We start from the raw sequence: 25,656 nt of genomic DNA, 5'->3' as shown, positions 1-25,656 counted from the left end.
TGAGGTGGTGGATAATCTGTTATTCCCACATATTTGCCGTTTCCCGTATCAGGTGCCATATCGTTGTCCCTGACTCTGCGCCTTCAATATCAAAAGCCATCACACCCTGAGTAAAGAAATACTGCTGACCGGGCAGGCTATCGGTTTGCCAAATCCCGCTGACCAATGCAGGATGACCACCTCTCAGCGGAGTGACATGTAGAGGTCCGCGGTCATAACGGGCATACCAGGCTAGGGTGGAAGTTGAATTAAAATGACCTTCACCATAGAAGTGCAATGAATGGCCTTCACGAGGTATCACCCGTATCGGACGTATCAGCTGGTTAATGGCAAAATAACTCTCCGGGACACTGCCCGGCAGAGGCGTTAAGTCCGGGTATTGACCAGCGCGGATCATCAGGCCATTGGAGTAGGGACTAATCATCACATCCGTGTAACGTGCCAGCGTTTTACGTATCCAGACTTCTCCACCCAGTCGGTTTACAAAGCGTTTGGACAGTAAGGTGATCCAGTTAATGCCACGGATAGAATGCCCATACTGTAATACCGCAGTATGAACCGCAGAATTGACTTGCAGGGAGGGATAACGTTGCGCTAGCTGGTACTCTAAGGGAAAGTAGTCATGGTAATCTCTGGGGATGACTAGGCTGTAGCCACAGTCCCCACTGTCCGGTTCGAGTTGTTCACACAGAAAGTCCAGCCAGGCCATAAACTGGGTCATGCCCTCTTGCCCTTTTAGATAATCCCAAGGAAGTGTCAGGCTTAGGTAAGAGCTACCATCGTCACCATCAGCTTCATCGGAATCCAGATAACGCATCAGATAGCGAGGGGCTTCATAGAGATTTTTGGCGTCACTGACTACCCAACTAGAGGGCTGGTTTTTTTTCTGATTAAGAATACCTTCTTCTACTTTGGCAATATTTTCCGGTGAATATTTTTTTAATCCCTTCAGTGAATGACGATGAAAACGCAGGTGGGTACCAAACTCTTCGCGAAAACGGTGATAACAGGCCAGAATGCGTTGCTTTTTCTCTAGGGTGTAACCCTGTTTAAAAAACAGAGTAATCGAGAGGCCCAGACGAGAAACAGTCAGTTCATCGGCATTGATAAAAAGAAAAGAAGTCAGTTGTGATCTCAACTGGGCAAAGTAATCTGAAGTTTCCATCATTTTTTCCGTGAATTATGAGGTGGTGGATAATCTGTTATTCCCACATATTTGCCGTTTCCCGTATCAGGTGCCATATCGTTGTCCCTGACTCTGCGCCTTCAATATCAAAAGCCATCACACCCTGAGTAAAGAAATACTGCTGACCTGGCAGGCTATCGGTTTGCCAAATCCCGCTGACCAATGCAGGATGACCACCTCTCAGCGGAGTGACATGTAGAGGTCCGCGGTCATAACGGGCATACCAGGCTAGGGTGGAAGTTGAATTAAAATGACCTTCACCATAGAAGTGCAATGAATGGCCTTCACGAGGTATCACCCGTATCGGACGTATCAGCTGGTTAATGGCAAAATAACTCTCCGGGACACTGCCCGGCAGAGGCGTTAAGTCCGGGTATTGACCAGCGCGGATCATCAGGCCATTGGAGTAGGGACTAATCATCACATCCGTGTAACGTGCCAGCGTTTTACGTATCCAGACTTCTCCACCCAGTCGGTTTACAAAGCGTTTGGACAGTAAGGTGATCCAGTTAATGCCACGGATGGAGTGTTCATACTGCAATACAGCGGTATGCACTGTGGAATTGACTTGCAGGGAAGGGTAACGTTGCGCTAACTGGTACTCCAAGGGAAAGTAGTCATGGTAATCATTGGGTAAGACCAGGCAGTAACCACAGTCCCCACTGTCGGGTTCGAGCTGTTCACACAGAAATTCCAGCCAGGCCATAAAGCGAGTCATGCCCTCTTGTGCTTTCAGATAATCCCAGGGCAATACCAAACTGAGGTAAGAGCTATCATCGTCACCATCGATTTCTCGAGAATCCAGGTAATGCATTAGATAGTGAGGGGCTTCATAGATATTTTTAGCATCACTGACTACCCAGCTAGAGGGCTGATTTTTTTTCTGATTAAGAATGCCCTCTTCAACTTTAGCAATATTTTCTGGTGAATATTTTCTTAACCCTTTAAATTCATGACGGTGAAAACGCAGGTGGGTACCGAATTCCTCCCGAAAGCGCCGGTAGCAGGCCAGAATGCGTTGTTTTTTCTCCTGGGTATAGCCTTGTTTAAAAAACAGGGTAATCGAGAGACCCAGGCGGGAAACAGTCAGTTCATCGGCATTGATAAAAAGAAAAGAAGTCAGTTGTGATTTTAACTGGGCAAAGTAATCTGAAGTATCCATATTCTCTCCGTTAATTATGAGGCAGTAGCGAATGTCACACTCGCTAATATTGTCAGGACAGCGGCTAATGCTGCGGCGCTTACAGCGGCGGCGGCAGCTAAAATTTCCACCAGTGCAATCAGCGCAGCAGCGACGGCAAGGGTGACCAGGATAACAACGGCAACGCCGGCAATAATCACCACCATTTCCAGCATGCCTTCACCCACCTCTTTTAATATTTGCATCCAGCTAATGTTTTTTAGCTCTTCCAGGGTGATATCTGAGCCCTGTTGCACGGTTTGCCACCGGGCTTTTATCTCATTCTCAGTCCAGGTCACGATTTTCTCCGTTTGTTCATTAACCCAGGAAAACGCATAGCTGACTTGATGAGTGACCGGATCAATAATCTCTTCACACACCCACTTGCCGGCTTGATTGAACCAGGTACCAAACTGGGCAAGGAGCTCCCGGGTACTGTCGCGGACATAATTCAATCCGTTTTCGGCCAGACCCGCCACCTCTTGCCCGAGGATAACCCAGTCTTCATAGCTCGGTAAAAAAGACCAGCGGGAGGTACTGAGAAGTGGTGGATTTTTTGTCAGGGGTTGTGGAATGGTTCCCGGTACTCCCTCTTTGGGAGGGATGGGCAAAGTGTTATCGTCAGGCTGTGAACTGGGTGGTAGCGGGGCCAGTGGTATGGGATTTTTATAGTGTTGGGAACCGGGTTGATAGTGTTTTCGCCATGCTTCATCATACTGTTTTTGTTCTTCTGTGCGGCTGTCATCGACGCGCATTACCCCAAAGCGATCTTCGGTCGCAATCTGGATATAATCTTTTTCTTGCATTTTACTGAGAGAATCCCCCGGAAATTTCACCTCAATTAACATCTTTAGATTATCAGGGTGCACAGACCCGTCGAAGTAGGTGGCATTTCTACCCGGCCAACGTAGAGCTTCATTTTTAACCAGAATAATATCGGGGCGACGGATACCGACAACCCCAAATTTTTCCGCGTCTTCGGCAGAAGGCCGGGCAAACGGGTTACTGGACTGCGGTAAGTTATCGCCATAACGCTGTTTAGAGGCCAGACTAGTCGCCAGCATAGGCAGAGGAACATCTTGCTTCCCTCTGATAGCAAACACCACTTCCGCTTTATAGGGCCACAGAAAGTCATGTTTAAGTTCTTCAACCTTAATCAACCCACTCATAATGACTTGATTAAGAAAGCGAATAGCTCCCAGCTTGGTGATAATCATTGCCGGCAGACGCAGAGCATACTCAGCTTTTCTCGCCAGGTAACAGGGATCTTCATCGGCGGGAAAGACCCCTATTTCCATCGTGCAATTAATTGAGGTCACGGCCGGGCACATCTTGCCGCTGTTGGATATTGCCATACTTATATCTCCATAAATTCCATAACATGCTCTACCGGTGTGTTATCACTGGCCTGACATAAGGTTTGCTTCGGTTTCGGTGGGGCTTCTGGTGAACTCAGTTGCAGATTTTCTTCCTCCTCACTCTGTACCGTCACGGTTCTGCCCAACCCATCGGTTTTACCGGAAAGGGTCTGACCGCCAGCGGTGGTAATGGTATAGCGGGTATGCGCCAGTGGTTTACCGCTCTGTTCACTGAGCAGCGTATAACGGGCGGAGTAGTCAAACAGCGCATCAGCGGATTTTCTTCCGGTAATATGGTCAGTCATGGTGATGCTGACTCCCTCGATACGGATATTCCCCATCGGGTCAATGACTATCTGCCCGCCGGCGTTCCCAATGGTGATTTGCCCGCTTTCTGAGTGCAGCGAAATATGTTTACCGACGGTAATTTGCTGGTTGTCGGTGATGTTCAGTATATGGCTTTTACCAATTGAAATGGCTTGTTGGCCTTTAATGGTCACATTTTGATTTTGGCTGACTTCAAGCGTCTGGAAACCTTGCACGGCCTCATCATCATCGTTTTTTATAATAGTGGTACGGTTATGCTCGACTTCTGTCTTCTGGTCATGGCTTACCTGTGTGGTTTTATCCCAGAGAACCCGTGTATTCATATCTCGTTGGGCATGAATAAACACTTCCTCGCTTCCCTTGGCGTCATCAAAGCGCAGCTCATTAAATCCTTGGCCCCTGTGAGTGCGGGTTTTAAAGGTAGTCCGGGTTTTTTCTGCGGGTAAATCAAGAGGAGGGCGGTTGATGCCGTTGTAGGTGCAGCCTGTCACAATTGGCCGGTCGATATCACCGTTAAGATAGCTGATTATCACTTCTTGCCCGACGCGGGGGATCGCCATAAAACCGTAACCACTGCCGTTCCAGCCCTGTGCGACCCGTACCCAGCAGGAAGCAAGGTCATCTGCTTCATCGTAGCGGTTCCAGTGGAAATGGATGCGTATCGCGCCGTGTTCGTTAACATAAATCTCTTCGCTTCCCGGCCCGACGACAGTAGCGACTTCATCGCCATCTGCCAGCGGTTTGTAGCGGTAAGGTGGTCGCCACTCCTGTCGCCCTGGAATAAAGGTGACATCGTTAGTCAATGTTGTTCCTTTGCCACCGTCATTTGACGCTATAGGCTGTTGTCCATGATGAGTGACAGATAACACTTGCCAGCAGTCATTCATCGCCTCTATCGGATGGGATTGCAGAATAAAAATCTTGCCCGGACGAAGCTGGATACAATTGGTTTGGGCAGTGCCAACTTTACTGTAGTTTTGTAATTGCTCTAACCGCAGTTGAGTAATCGGTTTTCCTTCTGCGTCCCACTGGAAACGCCCATAGCTTTCAAACACCGAATGATGCCCGCTATCATCGACTTTTTCCCGGTGTTCGAGCGGATATTTAGGGTTCATAAAGTTATGGTCTTTCTGGATAGAGCCATTCGCGCACAGGTATTCGCCATAATTCCATTGGAACACAGTGGTATCAGTATCATCCGTTTCAGGGTGAGTATTGTAAGTGAGATTGATATCTGCCCACATTCCCAGATGAGAATCACAGAAGCAGAGTTGTATTTCATCAAACCAGAAGATAATGCCCTCTTCCGCTGCCAGCCGGCACCAGAAGTCATAAGCTGATTCGCGTTTTTGCGTGGTGTATTCTCGTTCAGCATGGCGTTTATAGAGTGTATCGCAGGCAAAAGAAATACGATGCTCTTTAAGCAACTGCGTCAAGATCTCCGGTACGGATTGTCGGTGGAAGATACGACTATCTTGATTTAGTGTCATCAGCCACATTTTAGGGCGAATGGTGAAGGTGTAAAAAGTGCGCCGGCCATCGGTATTACCCTGCTCAGCGCCAGCTATCATGCCATTAATGATACGTTCGGTGATGCTATTACGGGTAATGGTTAACGATGCGGCAGTCCCCAGTTGTTCATTCAATGGGATATTATTATGTGAACTCACTACGGTTAACGTCAGGCAATAAAGTTGTGACAGTTCTTCGTGTAATTCAAACTCCGATACTTGAAAAGTGGTTTGGGATAATTCGCCAATCTGGCAGGTGAAGACTAATCCATCCATATTGTTAAACTCTTCTTGGTGTTATTAAACCTGGTGTTTTATCTTGGTGGCTCTGAATATAAAGATATTTCCAGCTTGTCCTTACAGTGAAAAATGAAAATGGAAAATCATTCCTGGCATTGAAGGGAATACACTCAATCTCTATTGAGTAAAACAGAGATTAATAGTAAAGATTTTCCCCGCTTATTTTTAGGACAACAAAATTAGGATATTGATAATATAAATACGATAAAATTGTGAAGTAGATCACATAAAATTGCTAATTATCAATAGACAGAAATAGAGGCAATTATTTTATACCCAATAGATTTCGAGTTGCAGCGCGGCGGCAAGTGAACGAATCCCCAGGAGCATATACCCTATGGATTTCAAGATGCATCGCGACGGCCAGGGAGCGAATCCCCGGGAGCATAGATAACTATGTGACCGGGGTGAGTGAGTGCAGCCAACAAAGAGGCAACTTGAAAGATAACGGGTATATTGCCGTAAGCCTTCACAGGGATATTAAGACCTTAAAATATTCTTGGGCTGGCGATATACTGCGTGAGCATCTCTTATTTAAGTTCGGTGACCGCTTTAACAGTCACCTTTTAATGGAATGGCAATTATGCGAACGGTTAATCTAATAGTAAGTAGTGTGTTTATCCTGATATTATATTTACACTACTCTTTTTTTTCCGCGTTATCAGCGGATGGTGCATCCTTATTTTCCAGTTTCGCTTCGAGTTCATTTAAACGTTGTTCCATTGCAGTTAATTTTTCACGAGTACGCAATAGAACTTGAGTTTGAATATCAAATTCTTCACGGTTAACTAAATCAAGTTTGCCAAGTTGAGATTGCAAAATCATCCGCAATTTTTTCTCTATATCGCCCCCAAACTCCTTGACTCCTTTTGGTAGGGAATCTTGGATCTGACGGGCAATTTGTTCAATTTTTTTGGGATCAAGCATGATACGTCCTTTGATGACATAAATAATTTCTGAATAGTGTAATACCAGCTGGCAAAACCACAAGCTATTGTGAGTCAAGTTTCACATCTGATTTTGTTGATTGCTCCGGGTAAATATTAGCGTTATAGTTCGTTGGCTTATCTCAGGGCGGGGTGAAAGTCCCCACCGGCGGTAACACCAGGCTGAGGCCATGGTGAAGCCCGCGAGCGCTCCGTTTGTCGTTATCTTTATGATGAGGCGGAGGTCAGCAGATCCAGTGTAATTCTGGAGCCGACGGTTATAGTCCGGATGGGAGAGAATAACGGCATCTGTCGGGCTTTGTGCTCGTCTGTTGTTTCGGCTATGGCATTGAACATTATGTTATGAACATCATGTTGGTGTATTCATGGCGAGAACTCCTCAAGACCGCCCTGATTCTGGTAATCCATAAAATATTAATGAGGTTTTTTTACCATGAATCAGACGCTACTTTCTGAATACGGCACATCACTAGAACGTGTTGAATGCGCTATTGACGCTTTACGTGATGGCCGGGGTGTGATGGTGCTGGATAATGAAGATCGTGAAAATGAAGGTGACATTATTTTTGCGGCTGAAACTATGACAGTAGAGCAAATGGCGCTTACTATTCGTCATGGCAGTGGTATTGTCTGTTTGTGCCTGACAGAAGAACATCGTCAGCAATTGCAATTGCCGATGATGGTGGAAAATAACTCCAGCCCATTCCAGACCGCATTCACTGTAACTATTGAGGCAGCTCAGGGCGTGACAACGGGGGTTTCTGCTGCTGACCGTATCACGACCATTCGTGCAGCGATTGCAGATAATGCGAAGCCAAGTGATTTGAACCGTCCGGGGCATGTTTTCCCACTGCGCGCTCAACCTGGGGGCGTGCTGGCACGTCAGGGGCATACTGAAGCTACAATTGATTTAGTTAGCCTGGCAGGTTTTAAACCCGCAGGTGTATTATGTGAATTAACTAATGATGACGGTTCAATGGCGCGTGCTCCCGAAGTGGTGCAATTTGCGAAACTGCATAATATGCCCGTGGTAACTATTGAGGACTTGATAATTTATCGTCAGCGTCAGGTAATAAATCAGAAAGCAAGTTGAAACATATTGTCCGATAAACGGATGGTATATCATTGATAACACTTGAATTTTATAAAGCCACAGATTGCATAAACTGTGGCTTTTCAGTTTTTTTGAAAAACTTTATCACCTTTCGCCCACTGTTTTACCCATCTGAAAGGCGTAACCTGCTTGGAAATATTAAAACTACCTAAATTTGGTGAGAGGTTGATATGAATATTTCCAGAATTCCGGCCCTGTTTGTTGGTCATGGCAGCCCAATGAATGTACTGGAAGAAAACCGCTATACCAGTGTGTGGCGTGAACTTGGCGAAAAACTGCCTGTGCCCAGAGCTATTTTGGCGATTTCTGCGCATTGGTACACCAGTGGCACAATGGTAACTGCTATGACTCAGCCGAAGACTATCCATGATTTTCGTGGCTTTCCACAAGAATTGCATGAAACTGAGTACCCGGCGAAGGGTTCACCGGAACTGGCCGCTTTAGTGCAGGAAATGCTGGAACCCGTGGAGGTTTATGCAGATCACCATCAATGGGGATTGGATCACGGGATTTGGGGCATTCTGATTAAGATGTATCCTCAGGCAAATATTCCTGTGGTTCAACTCAGTATAGATGATGCTAAACCCGCGACATATCACTATGAATTAGGGAAAAAGTTGGCTGCTTTGCGAGATGAGGGTGTTTTAATTCTGGGGAGCGGTAATGTTGTACACAATCTTCGTGCGATGAAGCGACAAGAACATGATGCTAAACCGTATCTGTGGGCAGAAATGTTTAACCATTATGTGCGTGATAATCTTACCAGCTATGAACAGCCTTATCCTTTGGTCCATGCATTGGACGGAGAAGACGGCCAGTTATCCAACCCATCTCCCGAACACTTTTTACCATTGCTGTATGTCATGGGGACATGGGATAGAAAAGAGGCGGTTTCCATTCCGATAGATGGAATTGAGTCTGGTTCGCTGAGTATGTTGTCTGTGCAGGTTGGTTGAAATTTATTTATTTTGTTGGCGACTTTGGGTGGTGAGGTGATCACCACCTTAGTTACCACCATAATTTAATTATCTGCAAGATAATATTTATACCCTTCATCCTTCAAGTTGCTGCTTTGTTGGCTGCTTTCACTCACCCCGGTCACATAGTTATCTATGCTCCCGGGGATTCGCTCCCTGGCCGTCGCGATGCATCTTGAAATCCATAGGGTATATGCTCCTGGGGATTCGTTCACTTGCCGCCGCGCTGCAACTCGAAATCTATTGGGTATAGTGATTGAAATAGGTGGGTGATTAATGTTTTTTTATCTACTAATATCATAGTCAAATGAGTAAACATAAATTTCACTTTCACGATCCATTTAATATTTATTTCCGATGGAATCATTGGATGGTTAAATACATATTATTAATCCTTTTTTATAATCTTATAAAATTTTTCATTGGATATTTAAGGGAGGAATTTTCGGTGTTTTACTATTTTCCTTAATTCCTCCCGGCTAAGAATTAATCCAGAATAATATGTGGGTAGAAGCGGGATAAATCTTGCGTTATTAATTCACGATCTTCACGCAAACCAATACCACAAGGCTGATCGTTGATCAGCCAGCTACCAATTAGCGTATAACTGTCACCGAATTTTGGTAGAGTGTGGAATTGCTGTACGATCATTCCTTCTTTACCGTAAGGACCATCAACACTGGCAATTTCTTTACCATTCTCAATGATACGGATATTCGCGCCTTCCCGTGAAAACAGCGGCTTAATAACATAGCTGTCCATTGTAGGATGGTTATCATCAGCAAAATAAGCAGGTAATAGGTTTGGGTGATTAGGGAACATCTTCCACAACATTGGCAACAATGCTTTGTTGGAGATAATGCTCTTCCAGGCAGGTTCCAGCCAGCGGACACCAGCATCTTCCAGCTTAGTGGCGAAAATCTCACGGAACATCAATTCCCAAGGATAAAGTTTGAATAGATTGCTAATCACTTGATCTTTCAGATCGGTAAACTGGCCTTTTTCACCCAGACCGATATCTTCAATAAACAGGAATTCAGTCGGCACACCCGCTTCCAGTGCACAATCTTGTAGATACTGAATGGTACCGCGATCTTCTTCCGTATCCTGACAACAGGCCATGTGTAGTAAGCCAAAGCCATGTTCATCGCGCAGCTGAGCAAAGCGCTCAATCAATTGTTCCTGCATGCTGTTGAATTGATCGGCGTTCGCTGGCAGTAACCCTGCATTCATCTGATCTTCCAGCCATATCCATTGAAAAAAAGCGGATTCATACAGTGAAGTCGGTGTATCTGCATTATTTTCCAACAGTTTTGCTGGGCTTTTACCGTCGTAAGCCAAATCTAATCGAGAATAGAGGGACGGCTGGCTGGTAATCCAGGAATTGCGGACAAAATCCCAACAATGTTTGGGGATCTGAAATTTAGTCAGCAATTCTTCACTGTCAACGACTTTTTCTACCACCTGCAAGCACATTTGATGCAGTTCGGCAGTGGTATTCTCAATTTCTTCAATTTGGGCGAGAGAAAATTGGTAATAAGCATCTTCACACCAGTATGGTTCGTCATACATGGTGTGAAAATTAAAGCCATATTCTGTCGCCTTTTCGCGCCAGTCCGGGCGCTCAGTGATAGCTATGCGTTTCATCCGTGATTATCCCCCCATTGAACGGGAAGTAGAACCTGAAGAGGCGCTACGTTGCATGGTTGACTGTTTAGCAACCGAGTCACCAAAACCGCCACGGGTGATAGTTGTCGTTGTTGCTGGTTTGGGTGCCATCGCGGTTTTAGGGACTGTCATGGTACGGCCCCCTGCGGTTGCAGGGCCATAGCTTTTTCCTGTCGAATCAACAAATTGACCGTTTGCCGGGCTGGTTGCAGATTTGGAGCTAAACAGCGGTTGTGATGGTGCTGCTGCGCCACCGCCCATCAGACGTCCCATCATGTAACCTGCCATCAGAGGCATCCAGAAGCTGCCGCTCTGTTGTTGCTGAGCTTGTGCTTCTCCATTGGTGGTTGTACCGGGGCCAGCCTGTGCCGGTGTTTGAGTACATTGTGCTTCACCAAACTCAGCAATACAGTCTTCTTTGGTTGCATATTTAGGTGCTGTTTTTGCCGCTTCCTTCAAAGCGTTATTGTAAGCGAGGGTACATTGTTCGCTCTGTGATGGGTTTGCCTGGGAACAATCATCTGCATTCATGTAAAGAGAGACAGTTTCATCACTCTGTTCACAGGCAGATAACATGAAAACTGCACTGACAGCTATTGCCACAGGAGCCAGGCGATAACTGCGCCAGGCTTTACGGAATGCGCCGTGGTTAATATTTTTGGTTCGTTTCATCGTCATAGTCGTATACCCAGATTTTAGGTTTCTGTAATTCTTTAATGAAATAGTCTTAAGGATAGGGGAAAGATGAACAAAATTAAAGCATAAACCTTCGATTGATAGCCTGATTTTTTGCCTGACAAAGGAGTTTCTGGATATTGGTTATCTGATATTTCGTTTAATCTGGTTTTAATGTTGTGAAATAGATATGTAAATTTTAGAAGCTAGAGACGTGGTGGATATTTTATGATTTAAAAGAATCCATTAATTATATTATTTACTGCTATAACTCCAGAATAAATATCGGGGTATATACCCTTCATCTTTCAAGTTGCTGCTTTGTTGGCTGCTTTCACTCACCCCGGTCACATAGTTATCTATGCTCCTGGGGATTCGTTCACTTGCCGCCGCGCTGCAACTCGAAATTTATTGGGTATAGTCCTAAGTTAGTAACTTATTGTTATATACTATTGGCCTTGTATTTTCTATTGTAAACAGTGAGTTATCATCAGTCGGAAATAAAACAGCCCGTTTTGTGACGAGCTGTTTATTGTTAAGGTAGAGAACTGAATCAGTTACGACCAGATATTACAGGTGTTGCTGTTTGTTGAACAATACTATTTGCGGAGGTTGAGAGCTGTTTGCCTAACGTATTATTCAGGGCAGCTAAATCATTCTCATTTAACGTGCCAAGAGCGTGTTTAATATTCAGTTGATTAATCAGATAATCATAGCGGGCATTGGATAGCTTTTGCTTGGCATCATATAACTTTGTCGTTGCATCCAATACATCAACAATAGTGCGTGTACCGACCTGATAACCTGCTTCCATCGCATCCAGTGAGCTTTGTGCAGAAACAACAACCTGCTTGAAGGCGTTGATACTACTGATAGAGGCAGATATGTTGTTAAAGGAAGAACGGACGATTTGTACAACATTGCGGTAAACATTTTCTAGTTGTTCGCTGGCGCTGACAAAACCGTATTGTGCCTGCTCAATGCGGGAACTGGTTGCTCCACCGCTGTAAATTGGTAGGCTGAGTGTCAGGCCAACGCTGTTGTCGCCGCTATAGGAATTCCCTGATCTGTTATCCCCATAACCAGAACCATGAAACTGTTTGTTGGAAACGCCGGTAGAGGCGCCCAGCTCAATGATTGGCATATGGCCTGCTTGTGCCACTTTGATTTTTTCACGAGCCAGATCCTGACCTAAACGGGCTGATAACAGGCTAAGATTACGTTTTTCTGCCTCTTTCAGCAGAATATCCACCGCTTCTGGTTTCTGTGTTTTGAAACGATCAATATTCAGCGAGGCTAATTGAGAGTAATAAGTACCAGTTACTTGACGCAGTGCTTCCAATGCATTGTCCAGCTCATTACGACCGACAACTTCATCAGCTAATACTCTATCGTAGTTAGCACGGGCGTTTTGGACATCGGTGATGGCGACCAGACCGACATTAAAACGTTGAGTGGTTTGATCTAATTGGCGGTAAATTGCCGCTTTCTGCGCTTCAATATAAGAGAGTGAATCAATAGTACGTAATACTTTAAAGTAAGCTGTTGCACTATCTAGAATCAGTTTTTGTTCACTGCTTTGATAGGTAACATCAGCAATACCCGCCGTTTTTTCTTGCAAGTTCAGCAGGCGCCATTTAGACATATCAAAAATGGTTTGAGTCAGCTTAAGTGCCGCACTCAATGTATTGCTTTCTGTGTCACGTGTATCGCGGTAACCGCTGTTATAAGTATATCCCGTATTTAATCCTAGCTGAGGTAATAATGGACTGCGGGATTCATTAATTTTTTCAAAAGCTTCATTACGTTCAGCCATTGATTTACGTAGCTCAGGGTTACTTTCTCTTGCTTGCTTGTAAACCTGCAAAAGATCTTCAGCCTGACTGGCTGAGCTAAATCCTGCTAGGCTCATAGCGATTAACAGGGAGAGCAGTTTCTTCATTTCAATTCCTTTATTGCACAGCTATTTTGCTTAGTTGTCTTGATGAAAAACGAAATATCACTGATTCTAACAGAGAATGCTATCAGCCAAAGGTAGCCGTTTGTGCCATATTGCCTTAATTTAGCTTAACTTTACACCACCAAAGGATGAATTTTTTAACTCTGCTTTGATTAATATCATTTAGTGGCTAGCAATTAGGAAAGTATTTAGGAGAATTTTATGAATAAAAAGTCGTTAATGCCAGTCATGCTAGATAGGCAAGATGTGGAAATGATAGCGAAAAAAAGTTTGTATAAGGGATTCTTTAAATTAACCAATTACCGCTTCCGTCATCGTTTGTTTGCTGGAGGCTGGAGTGAAGAAATCAGCCGAGAAGTTTTTGAGCGAGGACATGCTGGTGCTCTGTTACCTTATGATCCACTTCGTGACGAAGTTGTATTGATAGAACAGATACGAATTCCGGCAATAGAGACTAAAGCCACGCCATGGTTGCTGGAAATTGTCGCCGGTATGATTGAAGAAGGTGAAGATGTGGAGCATGTGGTACGTCGTGAAGCGATGGAAGAGGCAGGAATTGAAGTCAAGCGTTGTAAACCCGTATTGAGTTATCTTTCCAGTCCTGGTGGAACAACGGAACGTATCTCCGTGATGGTTGGTGAAGTGGATGCAACGACGGCTGCTGGTATTCATGGATTATCGGGTGAACATGAAGATATCCGGGTACATGTTGTCAACCGTGAACAGGCTTATCAATGGATGGAAGAGGGAATTATTGATAATGCAGCTTCAGTTATTGCGATACAATGGTTGGCATTGCACCATGAAAAATTGAGAAAAGAGTGGTATTCAGATAATTCCTAATTTTTAACCTAAAAAAGGGAAGTGTGTTCCAGTCAGCAGATCTCTTGTGTTAAAACGAGTTATGATGTTCGCCAATGATTTATAGGACAAGGATACCATTTGGAAAGCCTGTTTGAATTGCCTGTGGTAGAGGGAACCACAGCAAAAATATTGCAAATAACAGATACGCATCTTTTTGCTGGCAAAGAAGATACTTTGTTGGGTATTAATACTTATCGTAGTTACCATGCGGTATTGGATGCCATTCTCGAACAAAAGACTGATATTGATTTAATTGTTGCAACAGGCGATTTGTCTCAGGATCAAACGCTGAAAGCCTATCAGCATTTTGCCGATGGTATTGCACGCTTATCGGCACCTTGTGTCTGGTTACCTGGTAATCATGATTATCAGCCCGCTATGGTGGATGCATTGGCGGCTGCGGGTGTTTCTCCATCAAAACAGATTCTGGTCGGTAAATACTGGCAGTTGCTGATGCTTGACAGTCAAGTGCAGGGCGTTCCTCACGGAGAGTTGTCGGAATATCAGCTTGAGTGGATGAAAAGTTGTCTGGATGAGTATCCTGAACGTTATACTGTGATTTTGCTTCATCATCATCCACTACCATCGGGTTGTACTTGGTTGGATCAGCACAGTTTGCGTAACTCACATATCTTGGCGCAATATTTGCGAGGGTATTCGCGGGTTAAGGCGATGCTGTGTGGCCATATACATCAGGAGCTCGATGTTGATTGGAATAGTATTCGTATGATGGCAACACCATCAACATGCGTGCAGTTCAAACCACACTGTACTAATTTTATGCTTGATACGGTTGCTCCTGGATGGCGTTATCTCGAACTATCTGTTACCGATAAAGGCGAATTTAGTTTGATAACTCAGGTTCACAGATTGGAGAGCAATGAATTCTGCCCTGATTTAGAATCGGACGGGTATTAAGGTTGTGTTTGTCCCCTTGTGCTGCTGTGTTACTCTCTGCTTATTTGGCCTATCAAGCCTCACAGTTTGCATCTTGTTGTACAGGAGCATAGTGGCCAGCAGCGTTTACGCACAATCGAGGGGCACGGCTTGATGTCAATATTACTTTATCTGCATGGTTTTAACAGTTCCCCACAATCTGTAAAAGCAAAAGCTTTGAAAGCGTGGCTGCATCAGCATCATCCCAAAATTGAAATGTTAGTGCCTCAGTTACCACCTTATCCTGAAGACGCGGCTGAGTTGCTGGAAAATCTGGTGATGGAACATGCCGGGGATGATTTGGGTATTGTAGGCTCTTCTCTCGGTGGTTATCTGGCAATATGGCTTTCACAATGTTTCAGTTTACCGGCGGTTGTTGTCAATCCCGCTGTTCGCCCGTTTGAGCTATTACGGAATTATCTTGGGGAAAATATTAACCCCTATACTAAACAACGGTATACTTTGGAACCGCGTCATGTACATGACCTCAAAGTCATGCATATTGAACCGCTGGAGTCACCAGATCTTATCTGGTTATTGCAGCAAACCGGGGATGAAGTATTGGATTATCGTCAGGCTGTTGCCTATCTCGTATTATGTAAGCAAACTATTGAATCTGGTGGTAATCACGCCTTTATCGGGTTTGAACACTATTTCCCGCAAATCATCAATTTTCTTGGGCTTTCTACTGGCGGCAAGAAAAAACTTGCCAAAAATGTTTAAACGACTGGTATTATCAACAGTATACAAAACTGATTAGCCCTTTAATCACGAAGCAACCAACAGAATTACAACATGACTCAATCTAGTTACAACGCAGATGCCATTGAAGTCCTCAGTGGTCTGGAGCCGGTTCGCCGTCGCCCGGGAATGTACACTGATACAACCCGTCCGAACCATTTGGCTCAGGAAGTGATCGATAACAGCGTGGATGAAGCTTTGGCTGGGCACGCTAAACATATTGAAGTGATCCTTCACAGCGATCAGTCACTGGAGGTCATTGATGATGGCCGTGGTATGCCGGTTGATATTCATCCGGAAGAAGGGGTTTCAGCCGTTGAGTTGATCCTGAGCCGCTTACATGCCGGTGGTAAATTTTCCAATAAAAACTATCAATTTTCCGGTGGTCTTCACGGTGTGGGGATCTCTGTTGTTAACGCTTTATCCAAACGGATTGAAGTCACCGTCCGTCGTAGTAGTCAGGTTTATCAGATCGCTTTTGAGAACGGCGATAAAGTGCAGGAATTGGCGGTGATCGGCAGTTGTGGTAAACGTAACACGGGTACCAGTGTTCACTTTTGGCCTGATGAAAGTTTCTTTGACAGCCCGCGTTTTTCAGCTTCTCGTCTGACTCATTTGTTGAAAGCGAAAGCGGTTTTATGTCCGGGAGTGGAAATTGTTTTTAAAGACAAAATTAACGATACCGAGCAAAAATGGTGTTATGCCGATGGTTTGACTGACTACCTGATGGCCGCTGTTAATGGTCTGATGACATTACCGGAAGCGCCTTTTGTCGGTGCTTTCAGCGGTGAAACTGAAGCGGTTGACTGGGCGTTGCTCTGGCTGCCGGAAGGGGGAGAACTGCTGGCTGAAAGTTATGTTAACTTAATCCCGACTATGCAAGGTGGTACCCATGTGAATGGGTTGCGTCAAGGGTTACTGGACGCCATGCGTGAATTTTGTGAATTTCGCAATATCCTGCCGCGCGGAGTGAAACTTTCTGCTGATGACATTTGGGACCGTTGTGCTTATGTTCTGTCTGTAAAAATGCAGGACCCGCAATTCGCTGGTCAGACTAAAGAACGCTTATCTTCCCGCCAATCTGCTGCTTTTGTTTCTGGTGTTGTCAAAGATGCTTTCAGTTTGTGGTTAAACCAGAATGTTCAGGAAGCTGAGCAGTTGGCTGAATTGGCAATCGCCAGTGCACAGCGCAGAATGCGCGCAGCGAAAAAGGTTGTGCGTAAAAAATTGACCAGCGGCCCTGCATTGCCAGGAAAATTGGCTGATTGTACATCACAGGATCTGAATTTCACTGAACTGTTTCTGGTGGAAGGGGATTCTGCGGGCGGCTCTGCGAAACAGGCTCGCGATCGTGAATATCAAGCTATCATGCCGCTGAAAGGGAAAATCCTAAATACTTGGGAAGTCTCTTCTGATGAAGTATTGGCATCACAGGAAGTCCATGATATCTCAGTCGCCATTGGCATCGACCCGGATAGTAACGATCTCAGCCAGTTGCGCTATGGTAAAATTTGTATTCTGGCGGATGCAGATTCCGATGGCTTGCATATTGCGACACTGCTGTGTGCACTGTTTGTTCGCCACTTTCCAACATTGGTTAAAAATGGCCATGTTTATATGGCAATGCCGCCTTTATACCGTATCGATTTGGGCAAAGAAGTGTATTACGCACTGGATGAAGAAGAAAAAAGTGCGGTGCTGGATCGCCTGAGCCGCAAACGGGGTAAACCTAACGTACAGCGCTTTAAAGGGTTGGGGGAAATGAATCCGCTGCAATTGCGTGAAACGACGTTAGATCCAAATACCCGTCGTCTGGTGCAGTTGACTATCGATGATGAAAACTACCAGGAAACCTTCTCTATGATGGACATGCTTCTGGCGAAGAAACGTTCAGAAGATCGCCGTAATTGGCTGCAAGAGAAGGGTGATACTGTGGAAATTGAAGTGTAACGCCCACAGGGATAGTCAAAGAAGATTCTGAGGAAATAATGAATGAGTGAGATAACTCATGATGGCGTGGAGCGTTTGCCGCTTCACTCATTTACTGAAACTGCCTACCTAAATTACTCTATGTACGTCATCATGGACAGGGCGCTGCCTTTTATTGGTGACGGTTTGAAACCGGTTCAGCGCCGTATTGTTTATGCCATGTCAGAGCTAGGGCTGAACAATACTGCTAAATTTAAGAAGTCTGCGCGTACTGTGGGGGATGTGCTGGGTAAATACCATCCGCATGGTGACGGTGCCTGTTATGAAGCTATGGTGCTGATGGCGCAGCCATTCTCTTACCGCTATCCATTGGTGGATGGGCAAGGGAACTGGGGGGCGCCGGATGATCCTAAATCTTTTGCAGCGATGCGTTATACCGAGTCTCGTCTATCCAAATATGCAGAATTATTGCTGACTGAGTTAGGGCACGGCACCGTTGATTGGGTACCAAACTTTGATGGCACCTTGCAGGAACCGAAAATGCTGCCGGCGCGTTTACCCAATATTCTGCTTAATGGGACGACCGGCATCGCGGTGGGTATGGCAACCGATATTCCACCTCATAATGCCCGTGAAGTGTCTAATGCGCTGGTAACGCTGCTGGATAAGCCACAAAGCACCCTTGATGAGTTGATGGAACATGTCAAAGGTCCTGATTATCCGACTGAAGCAGAGATCATCACTTCTCACGAAGATATTCGCAAAATTTATAAAAATGGCCGTGGTTCAGTACGGATGCGTGCTGTTTGGTCAAAAGAAGATGGCAATGTGGTGATCACGGCGCTGCCGCATCAGGTTTCTGGGGCTAAGATATTGGAACAAATAGCTAGCCAGATGCGCGCTAAAAAGTTGCCAATGGTTGATGATTTACGTGATGAATCTGATCATGAAAACCCAACTCGTTTGGTTATTGTTCCTCGTACAAACCGGGTTGATGTGGAGCAGGTGATGAACCATCTGTTTGCGACAACAGATCTAGAAAAGAGTTATCGCGTCAACTTGAATATGATCGGTTTGGATAATCGTCCGACAGTGAAAGGTTTAGTCGAGATCTTGTCCGAATGGTTGGTATTTCGTCGAGAAACCGTGCGTAAGCGTTTGAACCATCGTTTAGAAAAAGTCCTTAAGCGCTTACATGTGCTGGAAGGCTTATTGATCGCATTCCTCAATATTGATGAAGTCATTGACATTATTCGTAGTGAGGATGAGCCAAAACCGGTGTTAATGGCACGTTTTGGTTTAAGTGAGACTCAAACAGAAGCTATTCTTGAACTGAAATTACGTCACTTAGCTAAACTAGAAGAGATGAAAATCCGCGGCGAACAGGATGAATTGGCAAAAGAGCGTGATAAGTTACAGGCAATTTTAGGTTCTGAGCGCAAGTTAAACACATTGTTGAAGAAAGAGATCATTGCTGATGCAGCAACTTACGGCGATGAGCGTCGTTCTCCAATGAGAGAACGTGATGAAGCTAAGGCTATGAGTGAGCACGACATCACGCCTTCTGAACCAGTGACAATTGTGCTGTCAGAAATGGGTTGGGTGCGCAGTGCGAAAGGTCATGATATCGATCCGGCTGGGCTGAATTACAAAGCAGGAGACAGCTTCCGTGGTGCAGCTCGTGGTAAAAGTAATCAGCCGGTTGTCTTTATTGATACGACGGGACGCAGTTATTCTCTTGATCCACGGGATCTACCTTCTGCCAGGGGGCAGGGGGAGCCACTAACGGGGAAACTGACTCTGCCGGCAGGAGCAACGGTAGAACATGTATTGATGGCATCTGATGAGCAGAAGTTTCTGATGGCATCAGATGCCGGTTACGGTTTTATCTGTACTTTTAGTGACTTGGTAGCCAAAAATCGGGCAGGTAAGGCTCTGATTACACTGCCAGAAAATGCTAACGTTATGACACCGTTGGAAATAAATAACGAGCAGGATGATATGCTGTTGGCAATTACCAGCACAGGCCGCATGTTAATGTTCCCGGTTGCAGATCTACCTCAGCTTTCCAAAGGGAAAGGGAATAAGATAATTTCGGTTCAGGCGGCTTCAGGAGATGAGCTGTTGAGTGGGTTGTTTATACTACCACCACAATCGTCTATTACTCTTTACTTTGGTAAACGTAAACTGACACTGCGTCCTGAAGATCTTCAGAAATTCCGTGCAGAACGTGGTCGTAAGGGAACATCTTTACCTCGTGGATTGCAACGTATTGAGCGAGTTCAGATTGATACACCATCTTCTGCTTAACGGTTTATCCCAATAGACGCTATTGTTACAGGTAGTTTTTTATTACTAAAGAATGGCAAATAAAAATAGCCTAATGGGATGGACTCTAAATTGGGATTAAATAAAACCTTAACGGGCCGGGGCCGGCCTGTTAAATAAGAGGCGGCTATGTTAGCTATTATTCGTGGCATTATTGTTATTTTGTTTTCGGTTTTGGTGTGTGTATTGGGGGGGATTTACTGTTTATTTAGACCACGGAATCCCCACCATGTCATGGTGTTTGGTCATATGTTTGGTCGATTGTCGAAAGTATTTGGCATCAAAATAATTGAGCGTATTCCTGCTGAAGCCAGGAATTATGGGCCGAGTATTTATATTGGCAACCACCAGAACAACTATGACATGATAACCATGTCTAACGCGGTTCAGCCGAGCACAGTGACAGTGGGTAAAAAAAGCTTGGTGCTGATCCCCTTTTTTGGCCAGTTATATTGGTTGACAGGTAATATTCTGATTGATCGAAAGAATCGTGCTAAAGCACACAGCACGATTACTCAAGTGGTAGAACAGATTCAAAAACGCCGTATTTCTGTCTGGATGTTCCCGGAAGGAACACGCAGCCGTGGCCGGGGCTTATTGCCATTTAAAACGGGGGCTTTCCATGCTGCTATTTCTGCGGGAGTTCCTATTGTTCCTGTCTGTGTCTCTTCCATTGCTAATGGCAATATTAAGTTAAATCGCTGGAATAATGGCACGGTCATTGTTGAAATGCTGCCACCAATTGATACCTCTGGATATACCAAAGAGCAAGTACGTGAATTGGCAGAGTATTGTCATCGGGTAATGAAGGCTAAAATAGAAGAGTTGGATGAGGAATTAGAGATAATGAAGAAACAGAATAAGCACTTATATACCCAATAGATTTCGAGTTGCAGTGCGGCGGCAAGTGAACGAATCCCCAGGAGCATAGATAACGATGTGACTGGGGTGAGGGAAAGCAGCCAACAAAGCAGCAACTTGAAAGATGAAGGGTATAATAGGTTATTTTGTTTGTCATTCCTTGCCATCAAGAGTGGGTTTAAGCCTGACGAAAGCAATATTTTTGAATGCGCTTTAATCCTCACATATACCAAGTATGTGAGGATTCTTGTTTGTTATTTGTGCCCATAATTTCTAATAGAAACGACTATACTGTTTGCTTACTGGGACAGATTTGTGTAATGCATTCAGATAGTTTTAGAATTCGTTTCATGTTCGCGATATGATGAGCGTTTGGTAAATAATGTTTTTGTTAAGCGCAATCAAAAGGACAATAAACTTTAATAACTTCGATATTGAGTTATTAGCTTCCATGGTGCGTGATGGCAAGATGAGCTACATAACACCTGGAATTCAATTATGTTTGTCGCGGAGAAAATATGTCATTTAGTCGGCGCCAATTTATTCAGGCATCAGGCTTGGCGATGTGTATCGGAGCAGCTCCTTTCATGGTTCGGGCCAGCAAAAATCAGCGAACTGCTTTGCCGGTTCCCCCTTTATTGGAATCCCGTGGTGGACAACCGCTATTTCTGACTTTACAAAAAGCGCGTTGGACTTTTGATGGACAATATAAAACCAGTGTGTGGGGAATTAATGGCCAATATCTTGGTCCGACTGTACGGGTTCATAAAAATGATGATGTGAAACTGATATACAGTAATCGGTTGGCAGAACCGGTTTCGATGACGGTCAGTGGATTGCAATTACCAGGTACTTTGACTGGAGGCGTTGCCCGTCAGATTTCTCCGGGAGCAGACTGGTCTCCGGTGTTGCCTATCCGTCAGCAAGCGGCAACTTGCTGGTATCATGCTAATACGCCTAATCGGATGGCACCACATGTTTATAACGGCTTGGCTGGGATGTGGTTGGTAGAAGATGAAATTAGCCGTAATTTGCCGTTGCCGAAACACTATGGTGTTAATGATTTCCCGGTTATTCTCCAGGATAAACGGCTGGATAACTTTGGTGTTCCTGAGTATCAGCCTACTGCTGGTGGGTTTATCGGTAATACTTTGTTAGTTAATGGTGTGCAGAATCCTTTTATTGAGGTACCTCGTGGTTGGGTTCGTCTACGTTTATTGAATGCATCTAATGCTCGCCGATATCAGTTACAAATCAGTGATGGTCGTCCTTTCTATATGATAGGTACTGACTTGGGATTGTTAACTTCACCCGTATCTATTCAACAAATATCTATTGCACCGGGTGAACGGCGTGAAGTATTGATTGATATGTCCAAAGGGGATGAAGTTTCTGTGACGGCAGGCGAATCAGCAGGTGTACTTGATCGGCTGCGTGGGTTGTTTGAACCATCCACTATGTTAATTTCTAGCACCGTTTTGACCCTCAAAGCGACAGGTTTGTTATCTCTGGTGACAGATGAACTACCATCCCGTCTGGTTGATGATTTTATGCAGGTTTCCAACGCAATCCGTAACCGGGAAATTTATCTGGATGATAATGCACCGGGAATTAACGGTGTGTTATGGGATATGAACCGAGTTGATATTACTAGTCAGCAAGGAACTTGGGAACGTTGGCTCGTGAATACATCCTCCCCGCAACCGTTTCATATTGAGGGTGTACAGTTTAAGGTTATTAGCAACAATGGGGTGGTGCCTCAACCACAGGATTACGGTTGGAAAGATACTGTCTGGGTTGATGGTCGGGTGGAGTTGCTGGTTTATATGAACCAGCCATCTTATGAGCATTTTCCGTTTTTATATTACAGTCAGATCCTGGAAATGGCAGATCGTGGTTCTGTTGGGCAGTTAGTAACTATACCCATCAATTAGGTAAATGAAAGCTGAGGTTGGCGATAATGACCAAGCGAAATCGAAGCGCGGTATTGAGGCCGCGCAGGTTCTAATCCTTTTGCTCATTATCACCATATGACTTTTTTAAGTTAATTCTTAGCGTGGATCAATATAATCAAGAAGGTGACTGAATTCACTGAAATCAACGAATGTGTCGGGGGTTGGTCCCAAGCGTTTGCCGATATCCAGAGTAGTCATAGCGGTCAAATCTTCTTTTTCTAGTTTGAAATTGAATATATCAAAGTTCTCTTTAATTCTTGATAGTGTGGCAGATTTGGGGATCACAATCATACCGTTATCAATGTGCCAGCGGAGAACGATCTGAGCGGGTGTTTTACCGTACTTTTGTGCCAGATGTTGAACCAGTTGATTATCAAATACGTTTTCACCACCTTGTGCCAGTGGACTCCAGGATTCGGTAACGATATGGTGTGTGGCATTCCAGGCATGAAGCTGACGTTGCTGGAACAGCGGGTGTAGCTCAATCTGATTAATGACAGGGTGAACACCAGTTTCATTGATCAACCGCTGGATATGTTCAGGTTGGAAATTAGAAACACCGATACTACGAATAAGTCCCTCTTTTTGTAATTCAATCAATTGCTGCCAGGCACTGACATATTGATCCTGTGGTGGTGCCGGCCAATGAATGAGATAGAGGTCGACATAATCAAGTTGTAATTTTTCTAAACTTTCTGTTAGCGCAGCGCGGACATCATTATGTCTGTCATTCCACAATTTGGTTGTGACAAAGATCTCTTCACGGGGAATGTCTGTTTCTTGCAGAGCTTTACCTACCCCTTTCTCATTATTGTAAATAGCGGCAGTGTCAATTGCTCGATAACCTACATCCAGGGCGGTGTGGATTGCTGTAACTATTTGCTGGTTATTTGCGGCCCATGATCCCAGTCCCAATTGTGGCATATGGTTTCCATCAGCAAGTTTGATAATAGGTTGATTATCCATTACTACCTCCTAAAAAAAGATAGACAGTTAAAATATCAGCTAAAATGTATCGTTATAAATAATGGTGGTTGATATTAAGTTGATATTAAGAGTAATTGAAGAAAGTAATACAATTGGCGTGATCTAAGCCATGTATTGATTTTGTGGAGCATCAAGCACAGAAACATCATTTGGTAACTGAGCTGAAGTCCACATGCTGTTGGTTCGAAATTAAGTTAAGGATAAAAACCCAGTCTCGGTTTGTAAACCATGATGACTTTTATTTACGTTTTACCGTAGAGGCTCTGCGGTGGCGCCAATACATCAGCAGAGATGCACCCAAGCCACTTAGCAATAGTACGATGGGTAAAATCACCAGAATGGTCATAACTAGATCCTGATGGTTTTTAATAAACGGGATCTGATTGAGAAGATAACCAAAACCAACCACCGTAATGACCCATAATAAGCCACTTAGCCAATTAAACATTTGAAAGCGTTTACTGTTGAGGCCAGATATACCTGCAAGTGTAGGCAATAGCGTTCGGACAAAAGCCAAAAAACGACCAAGCAGCAGAGCAGCCAGACCATGTTTGAAAAATAGCACGTTAGCCCGTTGGCGGTACTGAATGGGAAGTTGTGCTAACCAACCTTTAACCCGTTTAGTATCACCAAGCCATCGTCCTTGAAGATAGCCAAGCCAGCAACCGATACTGGCTGCTGCTGTCAGTATAAAAACGGTTGGGATAAAGTGCATCACTCCTTTGGCAATTAACGCACCGGTAAGGATTAACAATGTATCACCGGGTAAAAAAGCGGCGGGTAATAAGCCATTTTCCAGAACCAGCGTTATGAACAAAATGCCATAGATAATCCAGAGAATATCAGGGTTGGCAAGTTTGGAAAAATCATGCTGCCATAATGCCCGCATAATCTCGTGTAGCACTTCCATTATTTATCCTATGACTGTTGTAGGTAAATTTATTACGTTTGTATATATCAAGTCAGTTTACCGTAAAAGTTTAAGTATGGCTTGGTCTTATCCATCTTAACCTTACAAAGGGTAGTACTCCTGCCGACATAAAGCGGGAGGGGAATTTGGACGGGCTCGAAAAGCCCGAAGAATCATCAGCCACGCTGATGCTGAATATATTGTTTAACCCCTTCCAACGGCGCACCAAAGCACGGCTTTTCCGTCTGCACCACGCCAGTCCAAAAATTCATGACGCAGACGCTGGGACGTGACCGCCTTGAGTGAGTTGACCCACACGGAAAGCTGAACAGTCGGCGGGGACTCAATCAGCATGTGGACGTACTCAGATTCGCCATTGCGTGCCGGGAACGATTGATTGGGTATTTTTGCATTGAAATTAAACGGATATGCCGTAGGATAGTGAACAAAATGACGACATACTGAATGCTCATACTTATCCTGGAAGCCTACAAATTCAGACTCGAATCCACAGTAGCAGCGTCTGCGGCAGTTGTGCGGTTGTGCCCGTTTTGTCTGGAATTATGGGCTTGCCGAGACGCAACGCATTCTGGGAGCGGGTGGCAGGCTCCCGTCAGCCTTTGAGCTGAACCGGATGCTCACCGTATGGAAAACAATGCCGGGGCATGCCTTCTTACAGGCCGCCTACACCGATAATCTTCAGCAGAAGCTCAAAGACTTACACGGTGCATGGCAGCGTTGTTTTGATAAAACACTGGCGGCAAAAGCCCCTGTATTTAAAAGGAAAAATGACGGTCGTGATTCGATCCGTTTTGTTAACTTTGAAAAATATTGTCGGCTTGAGCGCCGACGTGTCAAGCTCCCGGCGGGTCTTGGCTGGATGAAGTTCAGGCCGTCACGGGAGGTCAGCGGGAAAATCAAAGCAGTCAGGCCGCCCGTTGA

At 44.8% G+C, this 25,656-nt stretch carries 22 protein-coding genes, 2 pseudogenes and 1 riboswitch; of the genes and pseudogenes, 12 read left to right on the top strand and 12 right to left on the bottom strand.

What is annotated here, in order from left to right; translation table 11 throughout:
• Positions 1 to 19: 19 nt before the first annotated feature.
• From BDD30_RS07805 to tssI, 4 genes are read right to left on the bottom strand one after another with little or no spacing between them, the layout of a single operon-like run.
• Positions 20 to 1,165, bottom strand: a complete 1,146-nt coding sequence (locus BDD30_RS07805; RefSeq protein ID WP_041382390.1) for a DUF3396 domain-containing protein — start codon at positions 1,163 to 1,165, stop codon at positions 20 to 22.
• A gap of 37 nt (positions 1,166 to 1,202) precedes the next feature.
• Positions 1,203 to 2,348, bottom strand: coding sequence for a DUF3396 domain-containing protein (locus tag BDD30_RS07800; RefSeq protein WP_015835657.1), 1,146 nt, complete (start codon positions 2,346 to 2,348; stop codon positions 1,203 to 1,205).
• A gap of 14 nt (positions 2,349 to 2,362) precedes the next feature.
• Positions 2,363 to 3,721, bottom strand: a complete 1,359-nt coding sequence (locus BDD30_RS07795) for a VRR-NUC domain-containing protein (RefSeq protein WP_015835656.1) — start codon at positions 3,719 to 3,721, stop codon at positions 2,363 to 2,365.
• A 2-nt stretch (positions 3,722 to 3,723) separates the two neighbouring features.
• Positions 3,724 to 5,838, bottom strand: a complete 2,115-nt coding sequence (gene tssI, locus BDD30_RS07790) for a type VI secretion system tip protein TssI/VgrG (RefSeq protein ID WP_015835655.1) — start codon at positions 5,836 to 5,838, stop codon at positions 3,724 to 3,726.
• A 422-nt stretch (positions 5,839 to 6,260) separates the two neighbouring features.
• On the opposite strand from tssI, the gene BDD30_RS23105 reads away from it, so the two are divergent.
• Positions 6,261 to 6,464 carry a hypothetical protein gene (locus tag BDD30_RS23105; protein WP_147408128.1) on the top strand — a complete coding sequence of 68 codons (204 nt, stop codon included), beginning with the start codon at positions 6,261 to 6,263 and terminating at the stop codon, positions 6,462 to 6,464.
• Positions 6,465 to 6,501: 37 nt separating this feature from the next.
• Here BDD30_RS23105 and ubiK read toward each other — a convergent pair whose 3' ends face one another.
• The gene (gene ubiK, locus BDD30_RS07785; RefSeq protein WP_041382387.1) at positions 6,502 to 6,789 is read right to left on the bottom strand and encodes a ubiquinone biosynthesis accessory factor UbiK; all 288 of its coding nucleotides are present in this window, start codon (positions 6,787 to 6,789) and stop codon (positions 6,502 to 6,504) included.
• A gap of 135 nt (positions 6,790 to 6,924) precedes the next feature.
• A riboswitch (FMN riboswitch) is annotated at positions 6,925 to 7,093 on the top strand.
• Between the two features lie 149 nt (positions 7,094 to 7,242).
• Between ubiK and ribB the strand changes: the two genes are divergently transcribed.
• Entirely contained in the window at positions 7,243 to 7,902 is a 660-nt protein-coding gene (ribB, locus tag BDD30_RS07780; RefSeq protein ID WP_015835653.1) for a 3,4-dihydroxy-2-butanone-4-phosphate synthase, read from the top strand.
• A gap of 191 nt (positions 7,903 to 8,093) precedes the next feature.
• Positions 8,094 to 8,879: a 4,5-DOPA-extradiol-dioxygenase gene (gene ygiD / locus BDD30_RS07775; RefSeq protein ID WP_015835652.1), complete on the top strand. Its 786-nt coding sequence runs from the start codon at positions 8,094 to 8,096 to the stop codon at positions 8,877 to 8,879.
• A 65-nt stretch (positions 8,880 to 8,944) separates the two neighbouring features.
• On the opposite strand, the gene BDD30_RS23515 is transcribed toward ygiD, so the two are convergent.
• The 4 genes from BDD30_RS23515 to tolC all read right to left on the bottom strand — a co-directional run bounded on the left by BDD30_RS23515 (position 8,945) and on the right by tolC (position 13,185).
• Positions 8,945 to 9,115: a hypothetical protein gene (locus BDD30_RS23515; protein ID WP_170152953.1), complete on the bottom strand. Its 171-nt coding sequence runs from the start codon at positions 9,113 to 9,115 to the stop codon at positions 8,945 to 8,947.
• Positions 9,116 to 9,386: 271 nt separating this feature from the next.
• Positions 9,387 to 10,547 (bottom strand): glutathionylspermidine synthase family protein, encoded by a 1,161-nt coding sequence (locus BDD30_RS07770; protein WP_015835650.1) that lies wholly within the window; start codon positions 10,545 to 10,547, stop codon positions 9,387 to 9,389.
• Positions 10,548 to 10,553: 6 nt separating this feature from the next.
• Positions 10,554 to 11,246 carry a DUF1190 family protein gene (locus BDD30_RS07765; protein ID WP_015835649.1) on the bottom strand — a complete coding sequence of 231 codons (693 nt, stop codon included), beginning with the start codon at positions 11,244 to 11,246 and terminating at the stop codon, positions 10,554 to 10,556.
• 550 nt (positions 11,247 to 11,796) lie between these two features.
• On the bottom strand, positions 11,797 to 13,185 hold the full coding sequence (tolC, locus tag BDD30_RS07760) for an outer membrane channel protein TolC (RefSeq protein ID WP_015835648.1): 1,389 nt from the start codon (positions 13,183 to 13,185) through the stop codon (positions 11,797 to 11,799).
• A 219-nt stretch (positions 13,186 to 13,404) separates the two neighbouring features.
• Here tolC and nudF point away from each other — a divergent pair, with 219 nt between their 5' ends.
• The 8 genes from nudF (at position 13,405) to ftsP (ending at position 22,796) form a co-directional block, all read left to right on the top strand.
• A complete protein-coding gene (nudF, locus tag BDD30_RS07755; protein WP_015835647.1) occupies positions 13,405 to 14,046 on the top strand; it encodes an ADP-ribose diphosphatase in 642 nt (213 codons plus the stop codon).
• Between the two features lie 99 nt (positions 14,047 to 14,145).
• The gene (gene cpdA / locus BDD30_RS07750; RefSeq protein WP_015835646.1) at positions 14,146 to 14,985 is read left to right on the top strand and encodes a 3',5'-cyclic-AMP phosphodiesterase; all 840 of its coding nucleotides are present in this window, start codon (positions 14,146 to 14,148) and stop codon (positions 14,983 to 14,985) included.
• Positions 14,986 to 15,117: 132 nt separating this feature from the next.
• A complete protein-coding gene (yqiA, locus tag BDD30_RS07745) occupies positions 15,118 to 15,726 on the top strand; it encodes an esterase YqiA (protein ID WP_041382384.1) in 609 nt (202 codons plus the stop codon).
• A gap of 72 nt (positions 15,727 to 15,798) precedes the next feature.
• Positions 15,799 to 17,694, top strand: a complete 1,896-nt coding sequence (gene parE, locus BDD30_RS07740; protein ID WP_015835644.1) for a DNA topoisomerase IV subunit B — start codon at positions 15,799 to 15,801, stop codon at positions 17,692 to 17,694.
• Between the two features lie 42 nt (positions 17,695 to 17,736).
• The gene (gene parC / locus BDD30_RS07735; RefSeq protein ID WP_015835643.1) at positions 17,737 to 19,983 is read left to right on the top strand and encodes a DNA topoisomerase IV subunit A; all 2,247 of its coding nucleotides are present in this window, start codon (positions 17,737 to 17,739) and stop codon (positions 19,981 to 19,983) included.
• A 147-nt stretch (positions 19,984 to 20,130) separates the two neighbouring features.
• Entirely contained in the window at positions 20,131 to 20,883 is a 753-nt protein-coding gene (locus tag BDD30_RS07730; protein WP_015835642.1) for a 1-acylglycerol-3-phosphate O-acyltransferase, read from the top strand.
• 57 nt (positions 20,884 to 20,940) lie between these two features.
• Positions 20,941 to 21,132 carry a hypothetical protein gene (locus tag BDD30_RS23100; RefSeq protein ID WP_147408127.1) on the top strand — a complete coding sequence of 64 codons (192 nt, stop codon included), beginning with the start codon at positions 20,941 to 20,943 and terminating at the stop codon, positions 21,130 to 21,132.
• 248 nt (positions 21,133 to 21,380) lie between these two features.
• Complete coding sequence (ftsP, locus tag BDD30_RS07725; protein ID WP_015835641.1) at positions 21,381 to 22,796, top strand: cell division protein FtsP; 1,416 nt, start codon at positions 21,381 to 21,383, stop codon at positions 22,794 to 22,796.
• Between the two features lie 117 nt (positions 22,797 to 22,913).
• On the opposite strand, the gene dkgA is transcribed toward ftsP, so the two are convergent.
• The 3 genes and pseudogenes from dkgA to BDD30_RS07710 all read right to left on the bottom strand — a co-directional run.
• Positions 22,914 to 23,783: a 2,5-didehydrogluconate reductase DkgA gene (dkgA, locus tag BDD30_RS07720; RefSeq protein WP_015835639.1), complete on the bottom strand. Its 870-nt coding sequence runs from the start codon at positions 23,781 to 23,783 to the stop codon at positions 22,914 to 22,916.
• A gap of 259 nt (positions 23,784 to 24,042) precedes the next feature.
• On the bottom strand, positions 24,043 to 24,714 hold the full coding sequence (locus BDD30_RS07715) for a DedA family protein (RefSeq protein WP_015835638.1): 672 nt from the start codon (positions 24,712 to 24,714) through the stop codon (positions 24,043 to 24,045).
• 176 nt (positions 24,715 to 24,890) lie between these two features.
• Positions 24,891 to 25,092, bottom strand: a pseudogene (locus tag BDD30_RS07710) (transposase); the annotation flags it as partial.
• Positions 25,093 to 25,185: 93 nt separating this feature from the next.
• Here BDD30_RS07710 and BDD30_RS24880 point away from each other — a divergent pair.
• Positions 25,186 to 25,636, top strand: a pseudogene (locus BDD30_RS24880) (helix-turn-helix domain-containing protein); the annotation flags it as partial.
• Between the last annotated feature and the right edge of the window lie 20 nt (positions 25,637 to 25,656).

This window comes from Photorhabdus asymbiotica (assembly GCF_003634575.1).
Taxonomy (GTDB): Bacteria; Pseudomonadota; Gammaproteobacteria; order Enterobacterales; family Enterobacteriaceae; genus Photorhabdus; species Photorhabdus asymbiotica.
Note: the sequence above shows the minus strand (reverse complement) of the source record. Positions and strands in the feature narration are given on the sequence as shown.